20 protein-coding genes and 1 pseudogene are annotated in these 20,532 nt (G+C 67.4%); 15 read left to right on the plus strand and 6 right to left on the minus strand.

What is annotated here, in order from left to right:
* Positions 1-312: 312 nt before the first annotated feature.
* From AB7O82_RS26805 to AB7O82_RS26825, 5 genes are all read left to right on the plus strand, one after another.
* Entirely contained in the window at positions 313-1,647 is a 1,335-nt protein-coding gene (locus AB7O82_RS26805; RefSeq protein WP_428620575.1) for a Rieske 2Fe-2S domain-containing protein, read from the plus strand.
* Positions 1,648-1,836: 189 nt separating this feature from the next.
* Entirely contained in the window at positions 1,837-3,567 is a 1,731-nt protein-coding gene (locus AB7O82_RS26810) for an ABC transporter permease (RefSeq protein ID WP_428538991.1), read from the plus strand.
* Positions 3,568-3,592: 25 nt separating this feature from the next.
* Positions 3,593-4,603, plus strand: coding sequence for an ABC transporter substrate-binding protein (locus tag AB7O82_RS26815; RefSeq protein ID WP_428538989.1), 1,011 nt, complete (start codon positions 3,593-3,595; stop codon positions 4,601-4,603).
* A 10-nt stretch (positions 4,604-4,613) separates the two neighbouring features.
* A complete protein-coding gene (locus AB7O82_RS26820) occupies positions 4,614-5,714 on the plus strand; it encodes an ABC transporter ATP-binding protein (protein WP_428620577.1) in 1,101 nt (366 codons plus the stop codon).
* Positions 5,715-5,877: 163 nt separating this feature from the next.
* Positions 5,878-6,678: an IclR family transcriptional regulator domain-containing protein gene (locus AB7O82_RS26825; protein WP_428538985.1), complete on the plus strand. Its 801-nt coding sequence runs from the start codon at positions 5,878-5,880 to the stop codon at positions 6,676-6,678.
* Between the two features lie 256 nt (positions 6,679-6,934).
* Here the strand turns inward: AB7O82_RS26825 and AB7O82_RS26830 are convergent, their stop codons facing one another.
* From AB7O82_RS26830 to AB7O82_RS26845, 4 genes are read right to left on the minus strand one after another with little or no spacing between them, the layout of a single operon-like run.
* On the minus strand, positions 6,935-7,534 hold the full coding sequence (locus AB7O82_RS26830; RefSeq protein WP_428538983.1) for a septation protein A: 600 nt from the start codon (positions 7,532-7,534) through the stop codon (positions 6,935-6,937).
* On the minus strand, positions 7,531-8,862 hold the full coding sequence (ftsY, locus tag AB7O82_RS26835) for a signal recognition particle-docking protein FtsY (protein ID WP_428620578.1): 1,332 nt from the start codon (positions 8,860-8,862) through the stop codon (positions 7,531-7,533). Before ftsY ends, AB7O82_RS26830 begins: the two co-directional genes overlap by 4 nt.
* Before the next feature lie 9 nt (positions 8,863-8,871).
* Positions 8,872-9,720, minus strand: a complete 849-nt coding sequence (dapF, locus tag AB7O82_RS26840; RefSeq protein WP_428538979.1) for a diaminopimelate epimerase — start codon at positions 9,718-9,720, stop codon at positions 8,872-8,874.
* 40 nt (positions 9,721-9,760) lie between these two features.
* On the minus strand, positions 9,761-10,663 hold the full coding sequence (locus AB7O82_RS26845; RefSeq protein ID WP_428538977.1) for a hypothetical protein: 903 nt from the start codon (positions 10,661-10,663) through the stop codon (positions 9,761-9,763).
* 164 nt (positions 10,664-10,827) lie between these two features.
* On the opposite strand from AB7O82_RS26845, the gene AB7O82_RS26850 reads away from it, so the two are divergent.
* Positions 10,828-11,430, plus strand: a complete 603-nt coding sequence (locus AB7O82_RS26850) for a 2-hydroxychromene-2-carboxylate isomerase (protein ID WP_428538975.1) — start codon at positions 10,828-10,830, stop codon at positions 11,428-11,430.
* A gap of 80 nt (positions 11,431-11,510) precedes the next feature.
* Here the strand turns inward: AB7O82_RS26850 and AB7O82_RS26855 are convergent, their stop codons facing one another.
* Entirely contained in the window at positions 11,511-12,146 is a 636-nt protein-coding gene (locus tag AB7O82_RS26855; protein ID WP_428538973.1) for a lysostaphin resistance A-like protein, read from the minus strand.
* 200 nt (positions 12,147-12,346) lie between these two features.
* Here AB7O82_RS26855 and ffh point away from each other — a divergent pair, with 200 nt between their 5' ends.
* The 9 genes from ffh (at position 12,347) to leuB (ending at position 20,050) form a co-directional block, all read left to right on the plus strand.
* Positions 12,347-13,750 (plus strand): signal recognition particle protein, encoded by a 1,404-nt coding sequence (gene ffh / locus AB7O82_RS26860; protein ID WP_428538971.1) that lies wholly within the window; start codon positions 12,347-12,349, stop codon positions 13,748-13,750.
* Positions 13,751-13,805: 55 nt separating this feature from the next.
* Positions 13,806-14,162: a 30S ribosomal protein S16 gene (gene rpsP, locus AB7O82_RS26865; protein ID WP_428538969.1), complete on the plus strand. Its 357-nt coding sequence runs from the start codon at positions 13,806-13,808 to the stop codon at positions 14,160-14,162.
* 27 nt (positions 14,163-14,189) lie between these two features.
* Positions 14,190-14,729 carry a ribosome maturation factor RimM gene (gene rimM / locus AB7O82_RS26870; protein WP_428538967.1) on the plus strand — a complete coding sequence of 180 codons (540 nt, stop codon included), beginning with the start codon at positions 14,190-14,192 and terminating at the stop codon, positions 14,727-14,729.
* A 1-nt stretch (position 14,730) separates the two neighbouring features.
* Positions 14,731-15,459 (plus strand): tRNA (guanosine(37)-N1)-methyltransferase TrmD, encoded by a 729-nt coding sequence (trmD, locus tag AB7O82_RS26875; RefSeq protein ID WP_428620580.1) that lies wholly within the window; start codon positions 14,731-14,733, stop codon positions 15,457-15,459.
* 16 nt (positions 15,460-15,475) lie between these two features.
* Positions 15,476-15,961 (plus strand): 50S ribosomal protein L19, encoded by a 486-nt coding sequence (gene rplS, locus AB7O82_RS26880; protein ID WP_428538963.1) that lies wholly within the window; start codon positions 15,476-15,478, stop codon positions 15,959-15,961.
* Positions 15,962-15,968: 7 nt separating this feature from the next.
* The gene (leuC, locus tag AB7O82_RS26885; RefSeq protein WP_428538961.1) at positions 15,969-17,411 is read left to right on the plus strand and encodes a 3-isopropylmalate dehydratase large subunit; all 1,443 of its coding nucleotides are present in this window, start codon (positions 15,969-15,971) and stop codon (positions 17,409-17,411) included.
* 314 nt (positions 17,412-17,725) lie between these two features.
* Positions 17,726-18,211: an RDD family protein gene (locus tag AB7O82_RS26890; protein WP_428538959.1), complete on the plus strand. Its 486-nt coding sequence runs from the start codon at positions 17,726-17,728 to the stop codon at positions 18,209-18,211.
* A gap of 76 nt (positions 18,212-18,287) precedes the next feature.
* Positions 18,288-18,902: a 3-isopropylmalate dehydratase small subunit gene (leuD, locus tag AB7O82_RS26895; RefSeq protein ID WP_428538957.1), complete on the plus strand. Its 615-nt coding sequence runs from the start codon at positions 18,288-18,290 to the stop codon at positions 18,900-18,902.
* Between the two features lie 26 nt (positions 18,903-18,928).
* Positions 18,929-20,050: a 3-isopropylmalate dehydrogenase gene (gene leuB / locus AB7O82_RS26900; protein WP_428538955.1), complete on the plus strand. Its 1,122-nt coding sequence runs from the start codon at positions 18,929-18,931 to the stop codon at positions 20,048-20,050.
* 190 nt (positions 20,051-20,240) lie between these two features.
* Here the strand turns inward: leuB and AB7O82_RS26905 are convergent.
* Positions 20,241-20,532: pseudogene (locus AB7O82_RS26905) on the minus strand (hypothetical protein); the annotation flags it as partial.

Raw genomic sequence — 20,532 nt, forward strand, 5'->3', positions numbered from 1 at the left:
ACGCCCGATATCAAGCAAAGTCCCCCAGACAGAAGAACCCCCATCCCGTCGCTTCCTTGGCTTGGGCTGGCTGGATCATCGCCCGCCTCGGTGGATGGGACGCTTACCCTTCCTCCAGACCACCGGGGCCGATTACCTTTAAGCGTGGCCTCGACTACTTCCTCGCAATCGCTACTGGATGGGAACTCAGAGATGTGTCCACTCCGTAGCAGCAGAGCTGGGGAGGAGATTGAGCGCCTGTCGTTGCCGCTTTTGCAACGCTTTGCTACAATCGTACGAACGTTCGGTAAACGGACGAAATTGGAGGAAACCATGCTGACTGCAGCCAACAACGAGATGCTGACGCGCGTTGGGCCGGGCACGCCCATGGGCAACCTGATGCGGGAGTACTGGATCCCGGCCTGTCTTTCGTCCGAGCTGAAGGCCGACGGCGAGCCGATGCGGCTCATGCTGCTGGGCGAGCAGCTGATCGCCTTTCGCGACACCGACGGCCGCGTGGGCATCATGGAGCACCGCTGCCCGCACCGCTGCGCCTCGCTGTTCTTCGGCCGCAACGAGGAAGGTGGCTTGCGCTGCGTCTATCACGGCTGGAAGTTCGACGTCGAAGGCAACTGCGTCGACATGCCGAACGTGCCGCCGGCCCAGGATTTCAAGCACCGCGTGAAGACCAAGGCCTACAAGGTGGTCGAGCGCGCCGGCTTCGTGTGGACCTACATGGGCACGCGCAAGGAAGCGCCGCCGCTGCCCAGCATCGAGGTGCTGATGCTGCCCGAGGAGGAACGCATCACCCGCGTGCACATGCGCGAGTGCAACTGGTTCCAGTCGCTGGAAGGCGACATCGACACATCGCATTTCGGCTTCCTCCATGTCGGCGGCGTCAAGACCGAGGACGTCGACCCGACGACGATCAACCGCTGGGCGGTGGGCGAGCGCGCGCCGGACTACAAGTCGACCGAGACCGACTGGGGCACGATGTACGCAGCGTACCGGCCGGCCGAGCCGGGCACCTACTACTACCGCTTCGCCCACTTCCTGTTCCCGTTCATCACCCTGACGCCCAACGGCTTCTTCGAGGACCAGGTCGCGTGCACCTTGAACGTGCCGATGGATGACACGCACACCATGACCTACAACCTCGCCTGGAAGCAGAAGACGCGTCCGCTCGAGACCCTGAGGAACGGCGACTGGATCCCCGGCCTGAAGCCCGACGTCGAGTACCTGCCCAACACCAACGACTGGTTCGGCCGGTGGCGCCTGGTGGCGCGACGCGAGAACGACTACCTGATCGACCGCGACATGCAGCGGACCGTCAACTACACCGGCATCCAGGGCATTGGCCGGCAGGATCAGGCGATGATCGAATGCATGGGCGAGATCGTCGACCGGTCGCTCGAGCATCTCGCGCCGTCGGACCGCATGATCGCCATCACGCGCCGGCGCCTCCTGCAGGCGGCCCAGGAGCTGATGAACGAAAAGAAGGTGCCGGTCACCGTCGATCATCCCGACATCTATCTCGGCGCGCGCGGCGGCGCGTTCGTGGCACCCGTCGAGCAGGATTGGCTCGACGCCTATGCCGAGAAGATGCAGACGGCGAAGAGCCCGCTGGGACTGCTGAACCGCACGCAGCTGCCGCGGGCGGCGGAGTAGCGCTTCACCATTTCTCGTCGGTGGGAGCGCCCCACTCCGTTGGCGCTCGCCTTACTGGTCACAAATCCGATGAGCGCCATCGGTGTGGCGCGCTCCCAGCAATGAGGCGAGGTCGATGGGAAAAGTTAGCGCCAGCCGTGGCGCGATCCCAGCGATGAATGTCGTGCGGCAGAGGGAGGAGGCACGAGGATGGTGACCGTTGCCGCCCCCTTGGGCGAGCGCAAGGCGATGTTCGGCGGCCTGTGGCGCCATGGCCGCGGCCTCGGCATCGGCGCACTGATCGCGCTGCTCTGCTTCCTGTCGCTCTATCCCATGGTGATGCTGCTCTACGGCAGCCTGCACTCGACGCCGCCGGGCATTCCCGGCGTCTTCAACCTCGACGGCTATATCGGCATCGCCACGACCGAGAACCTCGTCGTGCTCGCCAACACCGTCGGCATCTCGCTGGTCAAGACGGTGCTGGCGCTGGCACTCGCGGTGCTGCTGGCCTGGATCGTCGCGCGCACCGACACGCCGGGCCGCGGTGTCCTGGAAATCCTGATCACGCTGCCCTTCTTCATCCCGCCGATCCTGACGGCGACCGCGTGGGCGATGCTGGGCAACGCCCAGGTCGGCACGATCAACCTCGCTTGGCGCTGGCTGACCGGCGGCGACGGCACCCTGGTCGACGTCTACTCCTACGGCGGCGTCGTCTGGCACATGATGCAGTACTCGACGCCGTTCATCTTCCTGTTCGTCGTCGATGCCTTCCGCGCCATGGACCCTTCGCTCGAGGAATCGAGCCGCATGTCGGGCGCGACCCGCTGGCAGACTTTCTGGCGCATCACCTTCGCGCTGATGCTGCCGGTCACCACCAGCGCCTTTCTCCTGAGCTTCATTCGCGGCATCGAGTCGTTCGAATCGGCGGTGTTCTTCGGCACGCCCGTCGGCATCGAGGTGATCACCACGACGATCTATCATTCGATCACCCAGCGCGCCCAGCCCGACTACCAGTCGGCGACGGCGCTGAGCTTCGCCGCTCTCGCCCTGATGTTCCTGCTGGTCGTGCTCCAGAATCGTCTGCTGCGCGGGAGAAGCTTCACCACGGTCACCGGCAAGGGCTACGCGCCGAACATCACCCGGTTGGGCTGGATGCGCTGGGTGACCTTCGCCGTCTGCATCGCCTTCTTCGTGGTGAGTGTCGCCCTGCCGATCGGCCAGCTTCTGCTCAGCTCGTTCTTCAAGTTCTTCGGCTTCTACGAAGCCGACATGCTGACCCTCGATCACTATCGCAACGTCTGGGAGAATTCGGGCTTCTGGCGCGCCTTCCGCAACACCATGCTGCTGGGCTTCGCCGGCGCGACGGCGACAATGGCCCTGGGCGGCATCGTGGCCTATGTCACCACCCGCACGCGCTGGCGCGGCCGGCGACTGATCGACGTGCTCGCCTGGCTGCCCTGGATGATGCCGGGCATGGTGCTGGGCATCGGCTTCCTGTGGGGCTTCGCCATCCTGCCGCACGCGATCCCGATCTACGGCACGCTGTGGGCGCTGCTGCTGGCCTACATCGCGCTCGGCACGCCGGTGGCGGTGCGCGTCACCTCGGCCGCCTACCAGCAGATCGCGACCGACATCGAGGAATGCTCGCGGGTGCACGGCGCCGGCTGGTGGCAGACCCTGGGCCGCATCCTGATCGCGCTGGCGTGGCCCGCCTTCGCCGTCGGCTGGGTACTGATCTTCTTCGGCATCATGCGCGAGCTCAGCGCCTCGATCCTGCTCTATGCGCCGGGCACCGAGGTGCTGTCGGTGGTGATGCTGAAGCTGTGGGTCGGCGGCAGGCCCGAGGAGGTGAGCGTCATCGGCCTCGTCATGCTGATTCTGGTGCTGGTGTTCCGCTGGGTTCAACTGCGCTTCATCAAGAAACGAATCAGCACGCTGTGACGTGTCAGTCAGGGAGGAAGGGACCATGCTGCGAAGGGATGTTCTTGGATTGCTCGCGATTGCCCCGGCCATCATCGCACCGGCCATGGCGCAGGGCGACGACTGGGCCAAGGTGGTCGAAGCGGGGAAGAAGGAAGGCAAGCTCGTCATCTACACCGCCTCGATCGGCTCGGTGTTCCACAAGGCAGTGATCAAGTCGTTCGAGCAGAAGTACGGCATCACGGTCGAAATGCTCGAGGCGCGGGCCAGCGAGGTGCGCGAGCGCGTGCGGGTCGAGCAGGCGGCCGGCCGCTTCCTGGGCGACATCCATCACAACGGCAGCACCACGACCTGGCTGATGATGCGCGACGGCAACTTCCAGCCGCACGGCGTCGTCCCGAACGTCAGGAGCATCGTGCCGCCCTACGAGGCCGACGAGATCCGGATCCCGTGCGAGGTCATCAGCTACGGCCTGATGGTCAACCGCAACCTCGTGAAGCCGGGCGACGAGCCCAAGAGCTGGAAGGACATCCTCGATCCGCGATGGACCGGCAAGATCCTGTCCGATGACTATCGCGCCCTGGGCGGCGGCGCGGTGTTCTTCGTGGTCATGCACAACACGTTCGGCAAGGAGTTCCTCGAGAAGCTCGCGACCCAGAAGCCGGTCTTCTCGCGCGACATCCAGAACAGCGAGCGTCGCGTGGCGCGCGGTGAGTATCCGCTCTATCTTCCGTTCTCGCTGCAGAACTACAACAACCTCAAGGGACTGCCGGTCAAGCCGATCGTGCCCGCCGAGGGCCGGCCCTATGTCCGGTTCGACCTGACGATGCTGAAGAACGCCCCGCATCCCAACGCCGCGCGGCTGTTCATGAACCACTATCTCGAGCCCGATTCGCAGATCGTGTTCGCCAATGCCGGCTACAACCCGGTGGTCGGCGGTGTGGTCGAGAAGACGATCCCGGAAATCCGGTCGCTGCTCGCCACCAAGGCGCTGGGCACCACCGTGCCGGAGCGCCAGGACGCCATGCTCGCGCTCGCCAAGGAGATCTTCAAATAGGAGGGCAGCCGTGCCCAGCGTCACCCTGGAGACGGTCGGTCGGCACTTCGGCGAGGTGAAGGCCGTCGATGCGATCGACCTCGCCGTCGAGCATGGCGAGTTCGTCACCCTGCTCGGACCGTCGGGCTGCGGCAAGACCACGACGCTCCGCATGGTCGCGGGCCTGGAGCGCAACGACACCGGCCGCATCGCGATCGGCGGCCGCGTAGTGAGCGACGCGCTCGCCGACCTGTTCGTGCCTCCCGATCATCGCAAGCTCGGCATGGTGTTCCAGTCCTACGCCATCTGGCCGCACATGACGGTGTTCGACAACGTCGCCTATCCGCTCGCCGTGCGGCGCGTCGGCAAGGCCGAGATCCGCGACAAGGTGGCGTCGGCGTTGCGCCTGGTCGAGATGGAGCGGTTCGCCGACCGGCCGGCGCCCGCCCTGTCGGGCGGCCAGCAGCAGCGCGTGGCGATTGCACGTGCCCTGGTCTTCGAACCGGAAGTGCTGCTGCTCGACGAGCCGCTCAGCAACCTCGACGCCCGGTTGCGCACCCAGATGGGCGACGAGTTCCGCGCCCTGCAGCGGCGCCTCAACATCACCACGCTCTACGTCACCCACGACCAGGAGGAGGCGATGGCGCTGTCCGATCGGGTGGTGGTGATGCAGCGCGGCCGCATCCTGCAGGCCGACGTCCCGGAAGCCGTCTACCGCCGCCCAGCCAGTCGCGACGTCGCTGCCTTCTTCGGCGCGCCCAACCTGATCGACGCCCGGGTAACCGGCTGCCGTACCGACGGCAGCGGGGTGCACACGCTGACAGTCGAGGGCGCCGGCGGACGCGGCACGTGCCGCGCCGGCCAGCCGTATCCGGTCGGCGCGTCCGTCCTGGTGGTCGTACGTCCGGAAGACGTTGCGCTCGGCCAGGCCGATGCCGCGCCCGCCGGCGATCGCCTGGCGTGGACCGGTCGCGTCGTCGACGGCGTGTTCCGCGGCTCCCGCCGGTCTTTGACCGTCGATGCGGCAGGGTTGCGATTCAATGTCGACTGTCCGGCCACGCGCGCCACCGCCGTCGGCGAGATGGTGACCCTGGTGGTCGACGCCGACAACGCCTGGGCGCTGAGGTCGTGATCTCGAGTCTCGAGTGGCTTCATGATCTTCCGGACCGCGGGCGTCCCGCCCGCTCATGATCATGATGAGGGCGCGTTCGGCAGGGGCGCGGCAGACCGCGCCCCTGCCGAGCCGCGCCATGAGCGGGTGGGATGCCCGCGGTCCGCATGAGGGAGAATGCAAAATGGCGCGACTGCGGGCGGAAGATGCCGAGAAACGGGCGGCGAGCGGCCATGGACCCGACTTCCTGGAGGCCTTCGCGCGCGGCCTGCGCGTCATCCAGGCGTTCGGCCGCGAGAAGCGGCACATGACCCTGAGCGACGTCGCCCGCGCCACCGACCTGCCCAAGCCCAGCGTGCGGCGCGCACTCTACACGCTGACCTGCCTCGGCATGGCGGCGACTGACGGCCGGGCCTTCCGGCTGACACCCAAGGTGATGGAGCTGGCCTCTTCCTATCTCGGCTCCAACCTGATCTCGACCCTGGTCCAGCCGGCCTGCGAGCGCATCGGCGATCGCACCGAGCAGTCCTGCTTCGCTGCCGTGCTCGACGGATACGATATCGTGATGATCGCCCATTCCCTGCACGGTCGGCCTGATGTCCTCGCGCCGACCATCGGCCTGCGCCGCCCGGCGTTCAACACCGCGGCCGGCCGCGCCATCGTGAGCCAGCTCGCCGACGAGGCCCTCGATGCCTGGCTGGACCGGCTCGAACCCAAGGTGATGACCGACTTCACCGTGACCGACAAGAAGGCGCTGCGCGAGGAGCTGCTGCGCGTGCGCGAGCAGGGCCATGCCATTACCGCCCAGGAGATGCGCCGCGGCTATCACGCCATCGCCGTTCCGCTGAAGCGCTACGACGGCGCCACCATCGCCGCCGTCTGCGTCGCCGCCTGGGTGGAGGATTCCGCCGCCGGTTCATTCGCCGACAAGTATCTCAGCGTGCTGAAGGAGGAGACCGAGGCGCTGCAGCCGCAGCTGTTGTAGCGCTCATGCTCTCCTCCGCGGCGAAGCTGGGGAGGTGTCCGCGTCTTCGCGGACCTGCCTTCGCCGAAGCGAAGCCGCTTCGGCTTCGCGCAGGCAGGCGGAGGGGTCTGTTCTCTTGGACCGCGGGCGTCCCGCCCGCTCATCGTCGCCTCATGAGCGGGCGGGACGCCGCGGTCCGCATGAATCATGACCCCTCCGCTCCGCATGACGGGGCACCTCCCCCGATGACTCCCGTAACCGGGGGAGGAAAATACTCTCACTCCTTCCCCACAAAGGGATTGTCGTCGCCGTCCCAGTGGCGCTTCAGCAGGGGGACCTGGAAGAAGGCGAACAGGAGCGTGAGCGGGAAGCTCAGGAACATCTTGCTGGCGATCCAGGTGTCGGTCGGGAAGTTCCGCCACATCACCTCGTTGATCGCCGCCAGCACGAAGAAGAACAGCGCCCAGCGGACGGTGAGCTTGTACCAGCCCTCATCGGTCAGCCGGAAAGCGGAGCCGAAGATCGGCTTCAGCAAGGGCCGCCGGAGCAACAGCAGGCCGCCGCCCAGGATGACGCCGAACAGGCAGTTCACGATCGTCGGCTTCAGCTTGATGAAGGTCTCGTCCTGCAGCCAGATCGTGAGCCCGCCGAACACCAGCACGAAGAAGCCGCCGACCAGCGGCATCACCGGCCAGCGCCTTTCCAGCACGCGGTAAAGCGGCAGCGCTATTGCGGTCGCGACGATGAACACGCCGGTGCCGATGAAGATGCCCCACTTGCCGTTGGCGACGAAGAACAGCAGCAGCGGCCCCAGCTCGAGCGCCGTCGCATAGAGCTTGCGCAGGCCGCCGCGCTCGGCGCTCGCCCCGTCGCTCATGTGAGGCCCATCAGGCTGCGCGCGAAGGTGCGCGCCTCGAACGGCCGCAGATCGTCGATGCCCTCGCCGACGCCAATCGCCACCACCGGCAGCTTGAACTTCTCGGCCAGCGCCACCAGCACGCCGCCCTTGGCGCTGCCGTCGAGCTTGGTCAGCACCAGCGCATCGACCGGGGTCATCTCCTTGAAGGTCTCGACCTGGGCATGGGCGTTCTGGCCGGTCGTCGCATCGAGCACCAGCAGGCAGGAATGCGGCGCCTCGGCGTCGAGCTTGCGGATGACGCGCACGATCTTGGCCAGCTCGGCCATCAGGTTCGACTTGTTGTGCAGGCGGCCGGCGGTGTCGATCAGCAGCACGTCGCAGTGCTCGGCCCGCGCCCGTTCCAGCGCCTCGAAGGCAAGACCGGCGGCATCGGCGCCGGTGCCCTTGGCGATGACCGGCACGCCGGCCCGATCGCCCCACACCTTGAGCTGCTCGACCGCAGCGGCACGGAACGTATCGCCGGCCGCCATCATGACCTTGCGGCCCTCGCTCTTGTAGAGATTGGCGAGCTTGGCGATGGTCGTCGTCTTGCCGCTGCCGTTGACGCCTATCACCAGGACGACGTGCGGCTTCCTCGCGCGATCGATCACCAGCGACGTCGCCACCGGCTGCAGGATCTCGGCGATGTCGTCGGCGAAGGCGGCGCGCACCTCCTCGTCGGTGACTTCCTTGCCGAAGCGCTCCTTGCCGAGCTTGCCGACCAGCCGCGCAGCCACGGTGACGCCGAGATCGGCCTGGATCAGCACGTCCTCGAGGTCGTCCAGCGTCTGCTGGTCGAGCTTCTTCTTGGTGAAGAGCGCGGTGATGCTCTCGGTGACGCGCTTGGTCGACTTGGCGAGACCGGCGCGCATACGCGACAGCCAGCCACCTTTCTTCTCGACCTCCCCTTCCCTCTCGACTTCCGCACCCGCCCGGGTGTCGGGCGCCTCGCTCGCCGATCCGCTCGCCGGAGGCGACAGCGGCGGCGAGACCCCGGTCTCGGATTCCCTCTCGACTTCGGAGTCTACTGGCTCGGGCGTCTCGCCCGCCAGGGTTCCGCGGGAGCGCAACCGCGACAGCCAGCCTTTCTTCTCGACCTCTTCTTCCTTGTCGATTTCCGCACCCTGCTGGAGGCCGAGCCCGTCGCTCACCGAGCCGTTTGCGGGCGGCGACGGCGGTGGCAAGACCTGCGACTCGGCTTCCTTCTCGACTTCAGGATCTATCGGCTTGGACGTCTCGCTCGCGGGGGTTCCCCGGGAGCGAAACCGCGCAAACCAGCCCTTCTTCTCGGGTTCCGTCTCGCTCACCGGGACACCTCAGGAAAGCAGCGAGCGGTCGAGCTCGCCCTTGAAGGCGACGGCGATGCCGCCGGTCATCATCACATGATTGTCGCGCAGCCATTCGATGTCGAGCGTGCCGCCGTCGAGAACGATCTCGGCCTTGCGCTTCACCAGGCCGCGCCGACTCGCCGCCACCACGGCGGCGCAGGCGCCCGAGCCGCAAGCCAAGGTCAGGCCGGCGCCGCGCTCCCAGACGCGCAGGCGCAGGCGGCCTTCACCCAGCAGCTGGGCGACTCCGATATTCGCGCGCTCGGGAAAGAAGCTGTCATGCTCGAGCTTGGGGCCCAGTTCTGCGAGCGGGACGGCGTCGGCATCGGCGACGAAGAAGGTGGCGTGCGGGTTGCCCACGTTGGTGCCAACCGGATCCTGCAGCGATCCCGCCCCGACCGGCAGATGATTGGTGTCGCAGGCAGCGTGCACCGGGATCTCGCGCCAATCGAGCCGCGCCGGCCCCATGTCGACGGAAATCACCGGCAGGCCGTTGCTGCCCGTGCCCGTACGCTGGGAATCGAGCAGGCCGGCGATCGTCTGCACGGTGACGTGATCCGTCTTGCGCTCGTCCATCAGGACTGAGGCGACGCAGCGCGTGGCATTGCCGCAGGCGCCGGCCTCGCCGCCATCGGGATTGAAGATGCGCATGAACACGTCGGCGCCCCGCTCGGTCGGCGGCTCGAGCACGATCAATTGATCGCAGCCGACACCCATCCGGCGGTCGGCAATGGCGCGCCGCCGGTCCGCGGTCAGGTCGAAGCCCGCGCCGCGCGCATCGAGCACGACGAAGTCGTTGCCGAGCCCGTGCATCTTGAGAAAGGGCGTTCCGCTCATGCGCTACCGAACTTGCACGCCATATGGCCGATCATGCCGGCTATATGGCGGTTCGGCCGGGCCAGCGCAACGAGCGCGGCCGGATCTGGCCGGCATGGGTGCCGCCCAGCTCGCGCACGTCGAGGGCGGGCAGCCGCTTGGTGTAGATCGTGAGATGAAGGATGCCGAGCGGGTCGTAAGGCATGGCTGGCTCGACAAAAAGGGCGCGCGCGGCGTCCCAGGCCGGCGTGGCATGATGGACAGGCCAGTTGCACCGGCTGGGCAACGGCTCGCAGACGAAGCCCTGGTCGTAGACCAGCACGTTGAGCGCCATCTGGTCGGTCATGTCGGTCGAGCGCTGCAGCGCCTCGCCCAGCACGGTCGCCCAGCCCTGCCAGTGCGGCGCCCCGCCGGTGAGCGCGAACACGCCGGCATTGATCATCGGGTAACGCACCAGGCGCTCGGCGGTCGCCTTGTCGAAGCACGATTCGTAGGCCGCGCCGCAGACCGCAAAGAACTCGCCCCAGGCGTGGCGGTAGTGGCGCATCGAGCGATGGATCTCGGGCGCCACCGCGAGCGCGCCAGTGCGCGCGGCTTCGAGGAACAGCTCGATCGCATCGCCCTGCTGGACCCAGCAATCGCCGTCGATCCAGAGATAGAGGTCGAAGCCCGGGAAGTAGCGCGGCAGGAAGGGTCGCGCCGTCAGCGCCTTGTAGCCGTCCTTTAGTTTGTCGCGGCCGGGAAAGTCGAAATCCCACTCCGGCACCACCAGCGTGGCGCCGCGATCGAGGCACCAGGCACGCTGCTCGCCGGTCAGGCCGCAATCGAGGATGCCGAGCGCCAGCGCCCGCCCCTCCGGGACGCTCTGCAGGGAGGCGATGCAGTCCTTCATCAGGTCGAAATATCCGGCATCGCCGCCGGTGATCGCGATCGTCTTTTCCGCCACGGCCGCAGGATGGCGCATCGGCCCTTTGCTGTCGCCTGCCCTTTCCGCCACAGTCGGCCGCCGCAAGTTCGCCGCTGTCTTCCGGATCGCGGGCGTCCCGCCCGCGCACGAGAAGAGCGGGCCCGTCGTGGTTACCGCGTCCCGCTCAGCGTCGGCGGTCAGGAAGCATCAGGAGAAGCGTCATGGCCAAGCACGTCGACTACTACGTCTCGCTAAATTCGCCCTGGACCTATCTCGGGTCACGACGCTTCGAGGCGCTCGCCAGGAAGCACAATGCCCACGTCTCGATCTGGCCGGTCGATTTTGGCTCCGTGTTCGCGGTGTCGGGCGGCCTGCCGCTGCCCAAGCGCGCGCCGCAGCGCCAAGCCTACCGCATGATGGAGCTGAAGCGCTGGCGCGATCATCTCGGCGTGAAGATGAACCTCGAGCCCAAGTTCTTTCCCGCCGACGAGGTGCCCGCCGCAAAATGCGTGATCGCACTGCGCGAGCTGGGCCGCATGGCCGACGCCATCAAGCTGGCGCACGCCGTGCTGGCGGCCCTCTGGGAGGAGGAGAAGAACACCGGCGATCCGGCGACCCTGCGCGAGATCATCGCCAGCTGCGGACTCGATGCCGCCACGGTGATAAAGGCGAGCGAAGCACCCAACATGGCCGAAAAGCGCGAATCCTATACGCAGTACGCGATCGACCACGGTGTGTTCGGCGCGCCCTCCTACGTGATCGACGGCGAGATCTTCTGGGGCCAGGACCGGCTCGATTTCGTCGATCGCAAGCTCGCGGCGTGACGTCATGACTTTGGACCGCGGGCGTCCGCCCGCTCATAGTTCATGGCCATGAGCGGGCGGGACGCCCGCGGTCCGGAGGATCAGATCCCGAGCAGGGCTGCCGCGGCGATGGCGAAGCCGTTATTGGCGGCGTGCGCCACCAGGGATGGCCACAACGAGTCGGTGCGGCGGCGCAGCCAACCGAACCACAGGCCGAGCGGAAGCACGAGAAGGATGTGGGCCAGCTCGACGTGGGCGGCGGCAAAGGCGAGCGAGCTCGCGATCCAGGCCACCACGCCGCCCCACCGCCACGCCAGCCAGCCGTACAGGATGCCGCGGAACAGCAGTTCCTCGACCAGCGGCGCAAGGCCGGCCAGCAACAGAAGGCTCATCGCCAGCAGGCCGGGATCGCGGGCGGTTTCGACCGCCTGCTTCATCCCCTGCGGGTCGAGGCCGACCTGGCTGACGGCCACCGACAGCACGATGGTCGCAATCGTGCCGAGGACGATCGGCCGCCCGCCGACGGGGCGGAAGCCCAGCGCCGGGCCGGCCTGACGGCCGAGCGGCGCCACGGCAATGATCACCGCCAGCAGGGCGGCCAGGAAGAAGGCGGCGATGATCGCCAGCATGCCGTCCCCGCGGGCCAGCCATACCGCCGGCATCACCAGGAGAGGCAGGACGACGATGCAGATCGCGACGGACCACCCGGGAATCTTCGGATTATGCTGATCAATCAAAGGGTTATGCTGGTCCGCCAAGTCTTTTGACTCCGTGCCCGACAGGCCTTATACCCCGCCCGTTCAATCGGTCGTCCCGATTTCTCGGTTCCCCCATCGGGGAGCTCCGCTGATCCGCGAAGGTTCGCGCATCGGCGCGCTCTGCGTTTGGGAGATCCGATCCGAATTGGGCGATCGGCATTTGGGCGAACGGAAGCGACATGTTCGAAGGTCTGAGCAAACGTCTGGGCAGTGTGTTCGACCGTCTCCGCGGGCGCGGCGCGCTGTCGGAGGCCGACGTCGACGCGGCCCTGCGCGAGGTCAGGACGGCCCTGCTCGAAGCCGACGTGGCCCTGCCGGTGGTGCGCCAGTTCATCGACTCGGTGCGGCCCAAGGCGATCGGCGCCGACGTGATCCGCTCGGTCACGCCCGGCCAGATGGTGGTCAAGATCGTCAACGATCACCTGGTCGAGATGCTGGGTGGCACGGTCTCCGACCTCGATCTCAACGCCGTGCCGCCGGTGGTCATCCTGATGGTCGGCCTGCAGGGTTCGGGCAAGACCACCTCGAGCGCCAAGATCGCCTATCGCCTGACCCAGGGTCCGCAGGGCATGGCCGCCGAGATGTTCGGCGGCACTTTCTCGACCAGGCGACGCGTGCTGATGGCCTCGCTCGATACACGCCGGCCGGCTGCGCAGCAGCAGCTCGCCGTGCTCGGCGAGCAGACCGGCGTGCCGACCCTGCCGATCGTGCCGCTCGAGATGCCGCTCGCCATCACGCGGCGGGCGCTGGAGGTGGCGCGACGCGAAGGCTATGACGTCCTGATCCTCGACACCGCTGGCCGGCTCTCCATCAACGAGGAGTTGATGCAGGAGGTGGCTGACATCAGCGCCCTCGCCCAGCCCAAGGAGACCCTGCTGGTCGCCGACGCCATGACCGGCCAGGACGCGGTCAATGTCGCCAAGGCGTTCAACGATCGGCTGGCCGTCACCGGCATCGTGCTGACCCGCGTCGATGGCGATGCGCGAGGCGGTGCGGCGCTGTCGATGCGCGCCGTCACCGGCCGCCCGGTCAAGCTGATCGGCGTCGGCGAGAAGTTCGACGCGCTGGAGCCGTTCCATCCCGATCGCATCGCCAGCCGCATCCTCGGCATGGGCGACATCGTCTCGCTGGTCGAGCGCGCCGCCGAGACGATCGACAAGGAAGATGCCGAGAAGCTCGCGGCCAAGGTCCGCAAGGGCCAGTTCGACATGGACGACCTGCTGAACCAGCTGCGCCAGCTGCGCAAGATGGGCGGCCTGCAGGGGCTGATGGGCATGCTGCCGGGCGCCATGCAGGCCAAGGCGGCGATGTCCAAGGCCAAGATCGACGAGACCCAGCTCAAGCGCCAGGAGGCGATCATCCTGTCGATGACGCCCCGGGAGCGGCGCAACCCCGACCTGATCCTCGCCTCGCGCAAGAAGCGTATCGCCAAGGGCTCGGGCATGCAGGTCCAGGACGTCAACAAGCTCCTCAAGCAGCACGCCGACATGCTCAAGATGATGAAGCGGGTGAACAAGCTCGGCGACAAGGGATTCATGCGCAGCCTCGAGGGGATGAACCTGCCCCCGGGGTTCCCGCGCTGAAGGTCAACGACACGCCAATCGAGACATACGAGACGACCAGAGAGGATTTGAAGGAATGCTAGCGATCCGCATGACCCGGCACGGCGCCAAGAAGCGGCCGTTCTTCCACATCGTCCTGGCCGATTCGCGCAGCCCGCGCGACGGCCGCTTCATCGAGAAGCTGGGCACCTACAACCCGCTGCTGCCGCGCGAGCACGAGCAGCGGGTCACGCTCGACAAGGAGCGCATCGCCCATTGGCTGAAGGTCGGCGCGCAGCCATCGGACCGCGTCGCCAAGTTCCTCGCCCAGGCCGAGCTGATGACGCCGCGCGAGCGCCGCGAGCAGAGCAAGAAGCCGTTGCCGCGCGCCAAGGCGCAGGAGCGCCTGAAGGCGGCGGCCGCGGCGGCCGACAAGGAAGCTGCCGCGAGCTGATGAGCGGCCACCTGATGAGGCGGGGCAATGGCTGAGGGCCGCATCCTGCTGGGCGTCGTCGCGGCGCCGCACGGCGTGCGCGGCCTGGTCCGCATCAGGAGCTACACCGAGGAACCGATGGCGATCGCCAGCTATGGCCCGCTGTCGGACGAGACGGGAAGGAAGCAGTACCGGGTCGAGGCGCTGAGCACCGTGAAGGGTGCGGTGCTGGCCCGGATCGAGGGCGTAGCCGATCGAACGGCGGCCGAGGCGATACGCGGATTGCGGCTCTATGCGGAGCGCAGCGTCTTGCCGGCCCCGGACGAGGGCGAGTGGTACGAGGCGGACCTGATCGGTCTCGCTGCGGTCGGCCGGGACGGCCGGGATTGGGGCAAGGTGATCGCCTTCCACGATTTCGGCGCCGGGTCGACGATGGAGGTGTCGGGTGGCGTGGCGTCGCGTAGTTCGGTGATGTTGCCGTTCAACGACGATGCGGTGCCCGAGATCGACGTCGCGGGCGGCAAGGTGGTGGTCGATCCGCCCGAAGGCGTGCTGGCGGGCGGAGCAGAGAAGGAGGCGGAGGACTGACGTGTGGCGCGCGACGGCGCTGACGCTCTTCCCGGCGATGTTTCCGGGCCCGCTGGGCGAGAGCCTGGCCGGCAAGGCTCTCAGGGAGGGCCGCTGGGCGTTGCAGGCGGTCGACATCCGGGACTACGCCAGGGATCGCCATGGCACGGTCGACGACGCGCCCTTCGGTGGCGGCGCCGGCATGGTGATGAAGCCCGACGTGCTGTCGGCGGCGCTCGAGGCGGCGTCGGCGATGCCGGGGATGGCGGAGGCGCCGAAGATGCTGCTGTCGCCGCGCGGCGTGCCGTTCGATCAGGCGCGCGGGCGCAGGCTGGCGGCGGGACCCGGTGTCGTGTTGGTATGCGGACGGTTCGAGGGTGTCGACGAGCGCGTCATCGAGGCCCACGCGCTGGAGGAGGTCTCGGTCGGCGATTTCGTGCTTTCGGGCGGCGAGATCGCGGCCATGGCGGTGATGGATTGCTGCGTTCGGCTGCTGCCCGGGGTGATGGGCGAGCCGCATTCGGCGAGCGAGGAGAGTTTCGAGGACGGATTGCTGGAATACCCGCACTACACGCGGCCCGCCTCCTGGGTGGGGCCCGACGGGATCGAGCGGCGCGTGCCGGAGGTCCTGGTGTCGGGCCATCACGGGCGGGTCGCCGAATGGCGGACCCGGCAGAGAGAAGAGATCACGCGTCGCCGGCGGCCCGATCTGTGGGCCCGCCGGTCGACGCAGGGAAACGAACTGAAGTGACGAAAGGATGGATGTCATGAACATTCTCGATACGCTGGCCCAGGCCACGATGGACAGGATCGTCGCGGAGCGGCCGGTGCCGCGCTTCGAGCCGGGCGACACGCTGCGCGTGCACGTCAAGGTGCAGGAGGGCAACCGCGAGCGCATCCAGGTGTTCGAAGGCCTGTGCATCGGCCGCAAGAACGCCGGCGTGAACTCCTCGTTCACGGTGCGCAAGATCAGCTTCAACGAAGGCGTCGAGCGCGTCTTCCCGCTCTACAGCCCGGGCATCTGGGAGATCGAGGTCGTCCGCAAGGGCATCGTGCGCCGCGCCAAGCTCTACTACCTGCGCGATCTGCGCGGCAAGGCGAGCCGTATCGCCGAGGACGTCGACGCCCAGCGCCAGCTGATCGCCGAGCAGGCCGAGGCGGAGGCGAAGCGGCCGCGGCGCGAGAAGCTCAAGAAGGAGAAGCCGCGCGGCGAGGGCGGCGTGCGCGCCGCCAAGGGCGGCGGCAGGAAGTAGGCCCGCCATGGCAACCCGCAAGAAGGCGGCCCCGCCGCCCGCTCCGCCGCCGCCGCGCACCCTGTTCGAGAAGATCTGGGATGCGCACGTGGTCGACCGCCAGGACGACGGCACCTGCGTGATCTACATCGACCGTCACCTCGTGCACGAGGTGACGAGCCCGCAGGCCTTCGAAGGCCTGCGCATGGCCGGGCGCGGGGTGCGCCGGCCCGACGCCACCATCGCGGTGGCCGACCACAACACGCCGACCACCGATTTCAGCGCCGGCATCGCCGACGAGGAATCGCGCATCCAGGTCGAGACGCTCGAGAAGAACGTCGTCGATTTCGGCGTGCCGTATTTCGGGCTCGATGATCCACGCCGCGGCATCGTGCACGTGATCGGTCCCGAGCAGGGCCTGACCCTGCCCGGCATGACCATCGTGTGCGGCGACAGCCACACCTCGACGCACGGCGCATTCGGCGCGCTGGCCTTCGGCATCGGCACCTCGGAGGTCGAGCACGTGCTCGCCACCCAGACGCTGATCCAGCGGCCGGCCAGGAACATGCGCGTCGCGGTCGAAGGCAGCCTGCCGCTCGGGGTCACGGCCAAGGACGTGATCCTCGCCATCATCGGCAAGCTCGGCACCGCCGGCGGCACCGGTTACGTGATCGAGTATGCCGGCCGCGCCATCCGCGAGCTGACGATGGAAGGCCGCATGACGGTCTGCAACATGTCGATCGAGGCGGGCGCGCGCGCCGGCCTGATCGCGCCGGACGAGACGACCTTCAAGTACCTGCAAGGCCGGCCCTATGCGCCCAAGGGCGGCGCCTGGGATCTGGCGCTGTCCCATTGGCGGCGCCTGCCGAGTGACAAGGGCGCCACCTTCGATACCCAGCTCGACCTGGTGGCGGCGGACATCCCGCCGATGGTGACCTGGGGCACCAGCCCGCAGGATGCGCTGCCGATCACCGACGTGATTCCCGACCCGGCCAATGCGCCCGACGAGAACCGCCGCGAGGCGTGGGCGCGCTCGCTCGCCTACATGGATCTGAAGCCGGGCACCCGCCTGGTCGATGTGCCGATCGACCGCGTGTTCATCGGCTCGTGCACCAACGGCCGCATCGAGGATCTGCGCGCCGCGGCCGAGATCGCCCGCGGCCGCAAGGTCGCCGCCAACGTGTCGGCCATGGTCGTGCCGGGCTCGGGCCTGGTGAAGGCCGAGGCCGAGAAGGAAGGCCTCGACAAGATCTTCATCGAGGCCGGCTTCGAATGGCGCCTGCAGGGCTGCTCGATGTGCCTGGCGATGAACGCCGACCGGCTCGAACCGGGCCAGCGTTGCGCCTCGACCTCGAACCGCAACTTCGAAGGCCGCCAGGGCCGCGGCGGCCGCACCCATCTGGTGAGCCCGGCGATGGCGGCGGCTGCCGCGATCAAGGGCACGCTGGCCGACGTCCGCGACTACCAGTAGGCGGCGCGTTTTTCAGCTCGCCCGCTAGAGAGTGGGCGCAATTCATGTTCCTCTCCCCGGGATAGGCTAGGTGAGGGGGCGTCGAAGGTTGCCAGATCACCTACAATCCCCTCACCCACCTCTCCCCCTATCGGACCCTATCGGGGGAGAGGAGCATGAAAACGACTCCCCGAGGGGAGGACCAAGATGGCGCGCTCCCAGCAATGTGGCCCAATTCAGGGTCGCCCGCGGTGCATGAATGCATACCCGTGCAACATGTTGCAGGGAATGCGCACGTGATAGGATGACGGCGTCACTCTCCGGGGAGTTACGCCGTGGCCAGTGTTCCAAACTCGAGCTCTGCACCGCCACCGCCGGTCTGGGATGCCCAGCCGGCCGGCACCGCCCAGGTCGCCTATGGCGGCTTCTGGATTCGCTTCGTGGCCTACATCGTCGACGCGATCCTGCTCGGCATCGTCTACTACGTCGTTGCGACCATTCTGGGCATCGACCTGACATCGCCTGAGTTCATCAACCACGCCAATGAAGCCAATGTGGTTTCCCTGCTGGTCGGCTGGCTCTACTTCGCCCTGATGGAGAGTTCCGAACGCGGCGCCACCGTCGGCAAGATGCTGATGGGGCTCAGGGTGGTGAGCAACGAGGGCAAGCGGATCAGCTTCCTCAATGCCACCGGGCGCTACTTCGCCAAGATCATCTCCGCGATCATCCTGTGCATCGGCTTCATCATGATCGGCTTCACCGATCGCAAGCGCGGCCTGCACGACATGATCGCCAGCACCCTGGTGATCAAGGTCCGCTGACCTGACGGACAACCCCGCGATCGCTTGACCGGCGGGCCGAAAACCCGTTTATTCCGGCGTTCGCGAGGGAAAACCCATGGAAAAATTCACTACGCTGCGCGGCGTCGCCGCGCCGCTGCCGATGGTCAATGTCGACACCGACATGATCATCCCGAAGAACTACCTGAAGACCATCAAGCGCACCGGCCTCAAGGACGGGCTGTTCGCCGAGCTGCGCTGGACGGCCGACGGCCAGTCGAAGAATTTCGTGCTCGACCAGCCGGCCTACCAGAACGCCAAGATCATCGTCGCCGGCCCGAATTTCGGCTGCGGCTCGAGCCGCGAGCACGCGCCGTGGGCGCTGCTCGATTTCGGCATCCGCTGCGTCATCTCCGAGGATTTCGCCGACATCTTCTACAACAACTGCTTCAAGAACGGCATCCTGCCGATCAAGGTCTCCAAGGAGATCATCGCCAAGCTGATGGACGATGCGAGCCGCGGCTCCAACGCGATCATCGAGATCGACCTCGAGAAGCAGGAGATCAGGGGTCCCGACGGCGGCACGGTGCATTTCGAGATCGACGCCTTCCGCAAACACTGCCTGCTGAACGGGCTCGACGATATCGGGCTCACCATGGAGAAGAAGTCGGAGATCGACGACTTCGAGGCGCGCCAGAAGGAAGCGCAGCCCTGGCTGCACGCGGCGACCTGACATCCGGCACCCGAGAGAACAAGACAATGGCGTCAAATCGTAATCTGCTGGTGCTGCCCGGCGACGGCATCGGCCCCGAGGTTATGAACGAGGTGCGCAAGATCATCGCCTGGATGGGCAGGAAGCGCGCTGTCGGGTTCGACATCCAGGAGGACGTCGTGGGTGGCGCCGCCCTCGACAAGCACGGCGTGCCGCTGGCCGACGCGACCATGAAGACCGCGCTCGAGGCCGACGCCGTTCTGTTCGGCTCGGTCGGCGGCCCGAAGTGGGACAATGTCGAGTTCAACAAGAAGCCGGAACGCGGCCTGCTGCGCCTGCGCAAGGAAATGGACCTGTTCGCCAACCTGCGGCCGGCCAAGGTGTTCGACGCGCTGATCGATGCGAGCTCGCTCAAGCCCGAGATCGTCAAGGGTCTCGACATCATGATCATCCGCGAGCTGACCGGTGGCGTCTATTTCGGCGAGCCGCGCGGCGTCTCGACGCTGCCCAACGGCGAGCGCGAGGCGGTCGACACGCAGCGCTACAAGACCAGCGAGATCCGCCGCGTCTGCGCTGTCGCCTTCGAGCTGGCGCGCAAGCGGCGCAACAAGGTTTGCTCCTCCGAGAAGGCCAATGTCATGCATACCGGCGTGCTGTGGCGCGACGAGGCGACGAAGCTGCACAAGGAGCAATATGCCGACGTCGAGCTCCAGCACATGTACGCCGATGCGCTGGCCATGCAGCTGCTGCGCTCGCCCGGCCAGTTCGACGTCATCGTCACCGACAACCTGTTCGGCGACATCCTGTCGGACGAGGCGTCGATGCTGACCGGCTCGCTCGGCATGCTGCCGTCGGCCTCGCTCGGCGCGCCCGACGCGACCGGCCGGCGCAAGGCGCTCTATGAGCCGATCCACGGCAGCGCCCCCGACATCGCTGGCAAGGGCCTCGCCAATCCGCTGGCCGAGACGCTCTCCTACGCCATGATGCTGCGCTACTCCTTCGACCTCGGCAACGAAGCCGACCTGGTGGAGAAGGCGGTCGAGAACGTGCTCGCCACGGGCTACCGCACCGCCGACCTGCTGGGCGGCGGCAAGCAGGACGGCGTGAAGAAGGTCGGCACCCAGGAAATGGGCGACGCCATCGTCAAGGAGCTCGACCGGCTGGCGTGAGATCTCCTCCCCAGCTTCGCTGGGGAGACACCCAGCACGCCAGCGCGCATCACGATGCCTCCGCCTGCTTGCGCGAAGCCGAAGCGGCCTCGCTTCGGTGGAGGGCTCATGACTCATGCGGACCGCGGGCGTCCTCATGATCATGAGCGGGCGGGACGCCCGCGGTCCGGAAGACGACGCGCGGCTCGCGCTATCTCACCAGCGAGCCCAGCACGCCGCGCAGGATCGAGCCGCCGTTCTTCAGCACCGCCTTGGTCGCCTCGCGAACGAGGACGTTCGTCACCGTGCGCGTCGCCGTCTTGGCGATCGTCGTGCCAATCGAATCGGTGCGCCGTGCCGGCGTCCTGGAGGTCGCGGGCGGCGGAGCGGCCGGGTCACGCCCAGCGTCGCGCAGCCGGGGGCGCGGTCGCGGGCGTGCCGGTTCCGGCGGCTCGGCCGGCTCGGTTTGCGGGATGCGCGTGCGTCCCCATGGCCCGGGGGAG

It is taken from the genome of Reyranella sp., assembly GCF_050185545.1.
GTDB lineage: Bacteria > Pseudomonadota > Alphaproteobacteria > Reyranellales > Reyranellaceae > Reyranella.

Coding starts and splice junctions, on each gene's coding strand:
- ffh (WP_428538971.1), top strand. CDS start 12,347: ATGTTCGAAGGTCTGAGCAAACGTCTGGGCAGTGTGTTCGACCGTCTC.
- AB7O82_RS26805 (WP_428620575.1), top strand. CDS start 313: ATGCTGACTGCAGCCAACAACGAGATGCTGACGCGCGTTGGGCCGGGC.
- AB7O82_RS26815 (WP_428538989.1), top strand. CDS start 3,593: ATGCTGCGAAGGGATGTTCTTGGATTGCTCGCGATTGCCCCGGCCATC.
- AB7O82_RS26830 (WP_428538983.1), bottom strand. CDS start 7,534: ATGAGCGACGGGGCGAGCGCCGAGCGCGGCGGCCTGCGCAAGCTCTAT.
- AB7O82_RS26845 (WP_428538977.1), bottom strand. CDS start 10,663: ATGCGCCATCCTGCGGCCGTGGCGGAAAAGACGATCGCGATCACCGGC.
- AB7O82_RS26810 (WP_428538991.1), top strand. CDS start 1,837: ATGGTGACCGTTGCCGCCCCCTTGGGCGAGCGCAAGGCGATGTTCGGC.
- rpsP (WP_428538969.1), top strand. CDS start 13,806: ATGCTAGCGATCCGCATGACCCGGCACGGCGCCAAGAAGCGGCCGTTC.
- leuB (WP_428538955.1), top strand. CDS start 18,929: ATGGCGTCAAATCGTAATCTGCTGGTGCTGCCCGGCGACGGCATCGGC.
- AB7O82_RS26825 (WP_428538985.1), top strand. CDS start 5,878: ATGGCGCGACTGCGGGCGGAAGATGCCGAGAAACGGGCGGCGAGCGGC.
- rimM (WP_428538967.1), top strand. CDS start 14,190: ATGGCTGAGGGCCGCATCCTGCTGGGCGTCGTCGCGGCGCCGCACGGC.
- AB7O82_RS26850 (WP_428538975.1), top strand. CDS start 10,828: ATGGCCAAGCACGTCGACTACTACGTCTCGCTAAATTCGCCCTGGACC.
- rplS (WP_428538963.1), top strand. CDS start 15,476: ATGAACATTCTCGATACGCTGGCCCAGGCCACGATGGACAGGATCGTC.
- dapF (WP_428538979.1), bottom strand. CDS start 9,720: ATGAGCGGAACGCCCTTTCTCAAGATGCACGGGCTCGGCAACGACTTC.
- leuD (WP_428538957.1), top strand. CDS start 18,288: ATGGAAAAATTCACTACGCTGCGCGGCGTCGCCGCGCCGCTGCCGATG.
- leuC (WP_428538961.1), top strand. CDS start 15,969: ATGGCAACCCGCAAGAAGGCGGCCCCGCCGCCCGCTCCGCCGCCGCCG.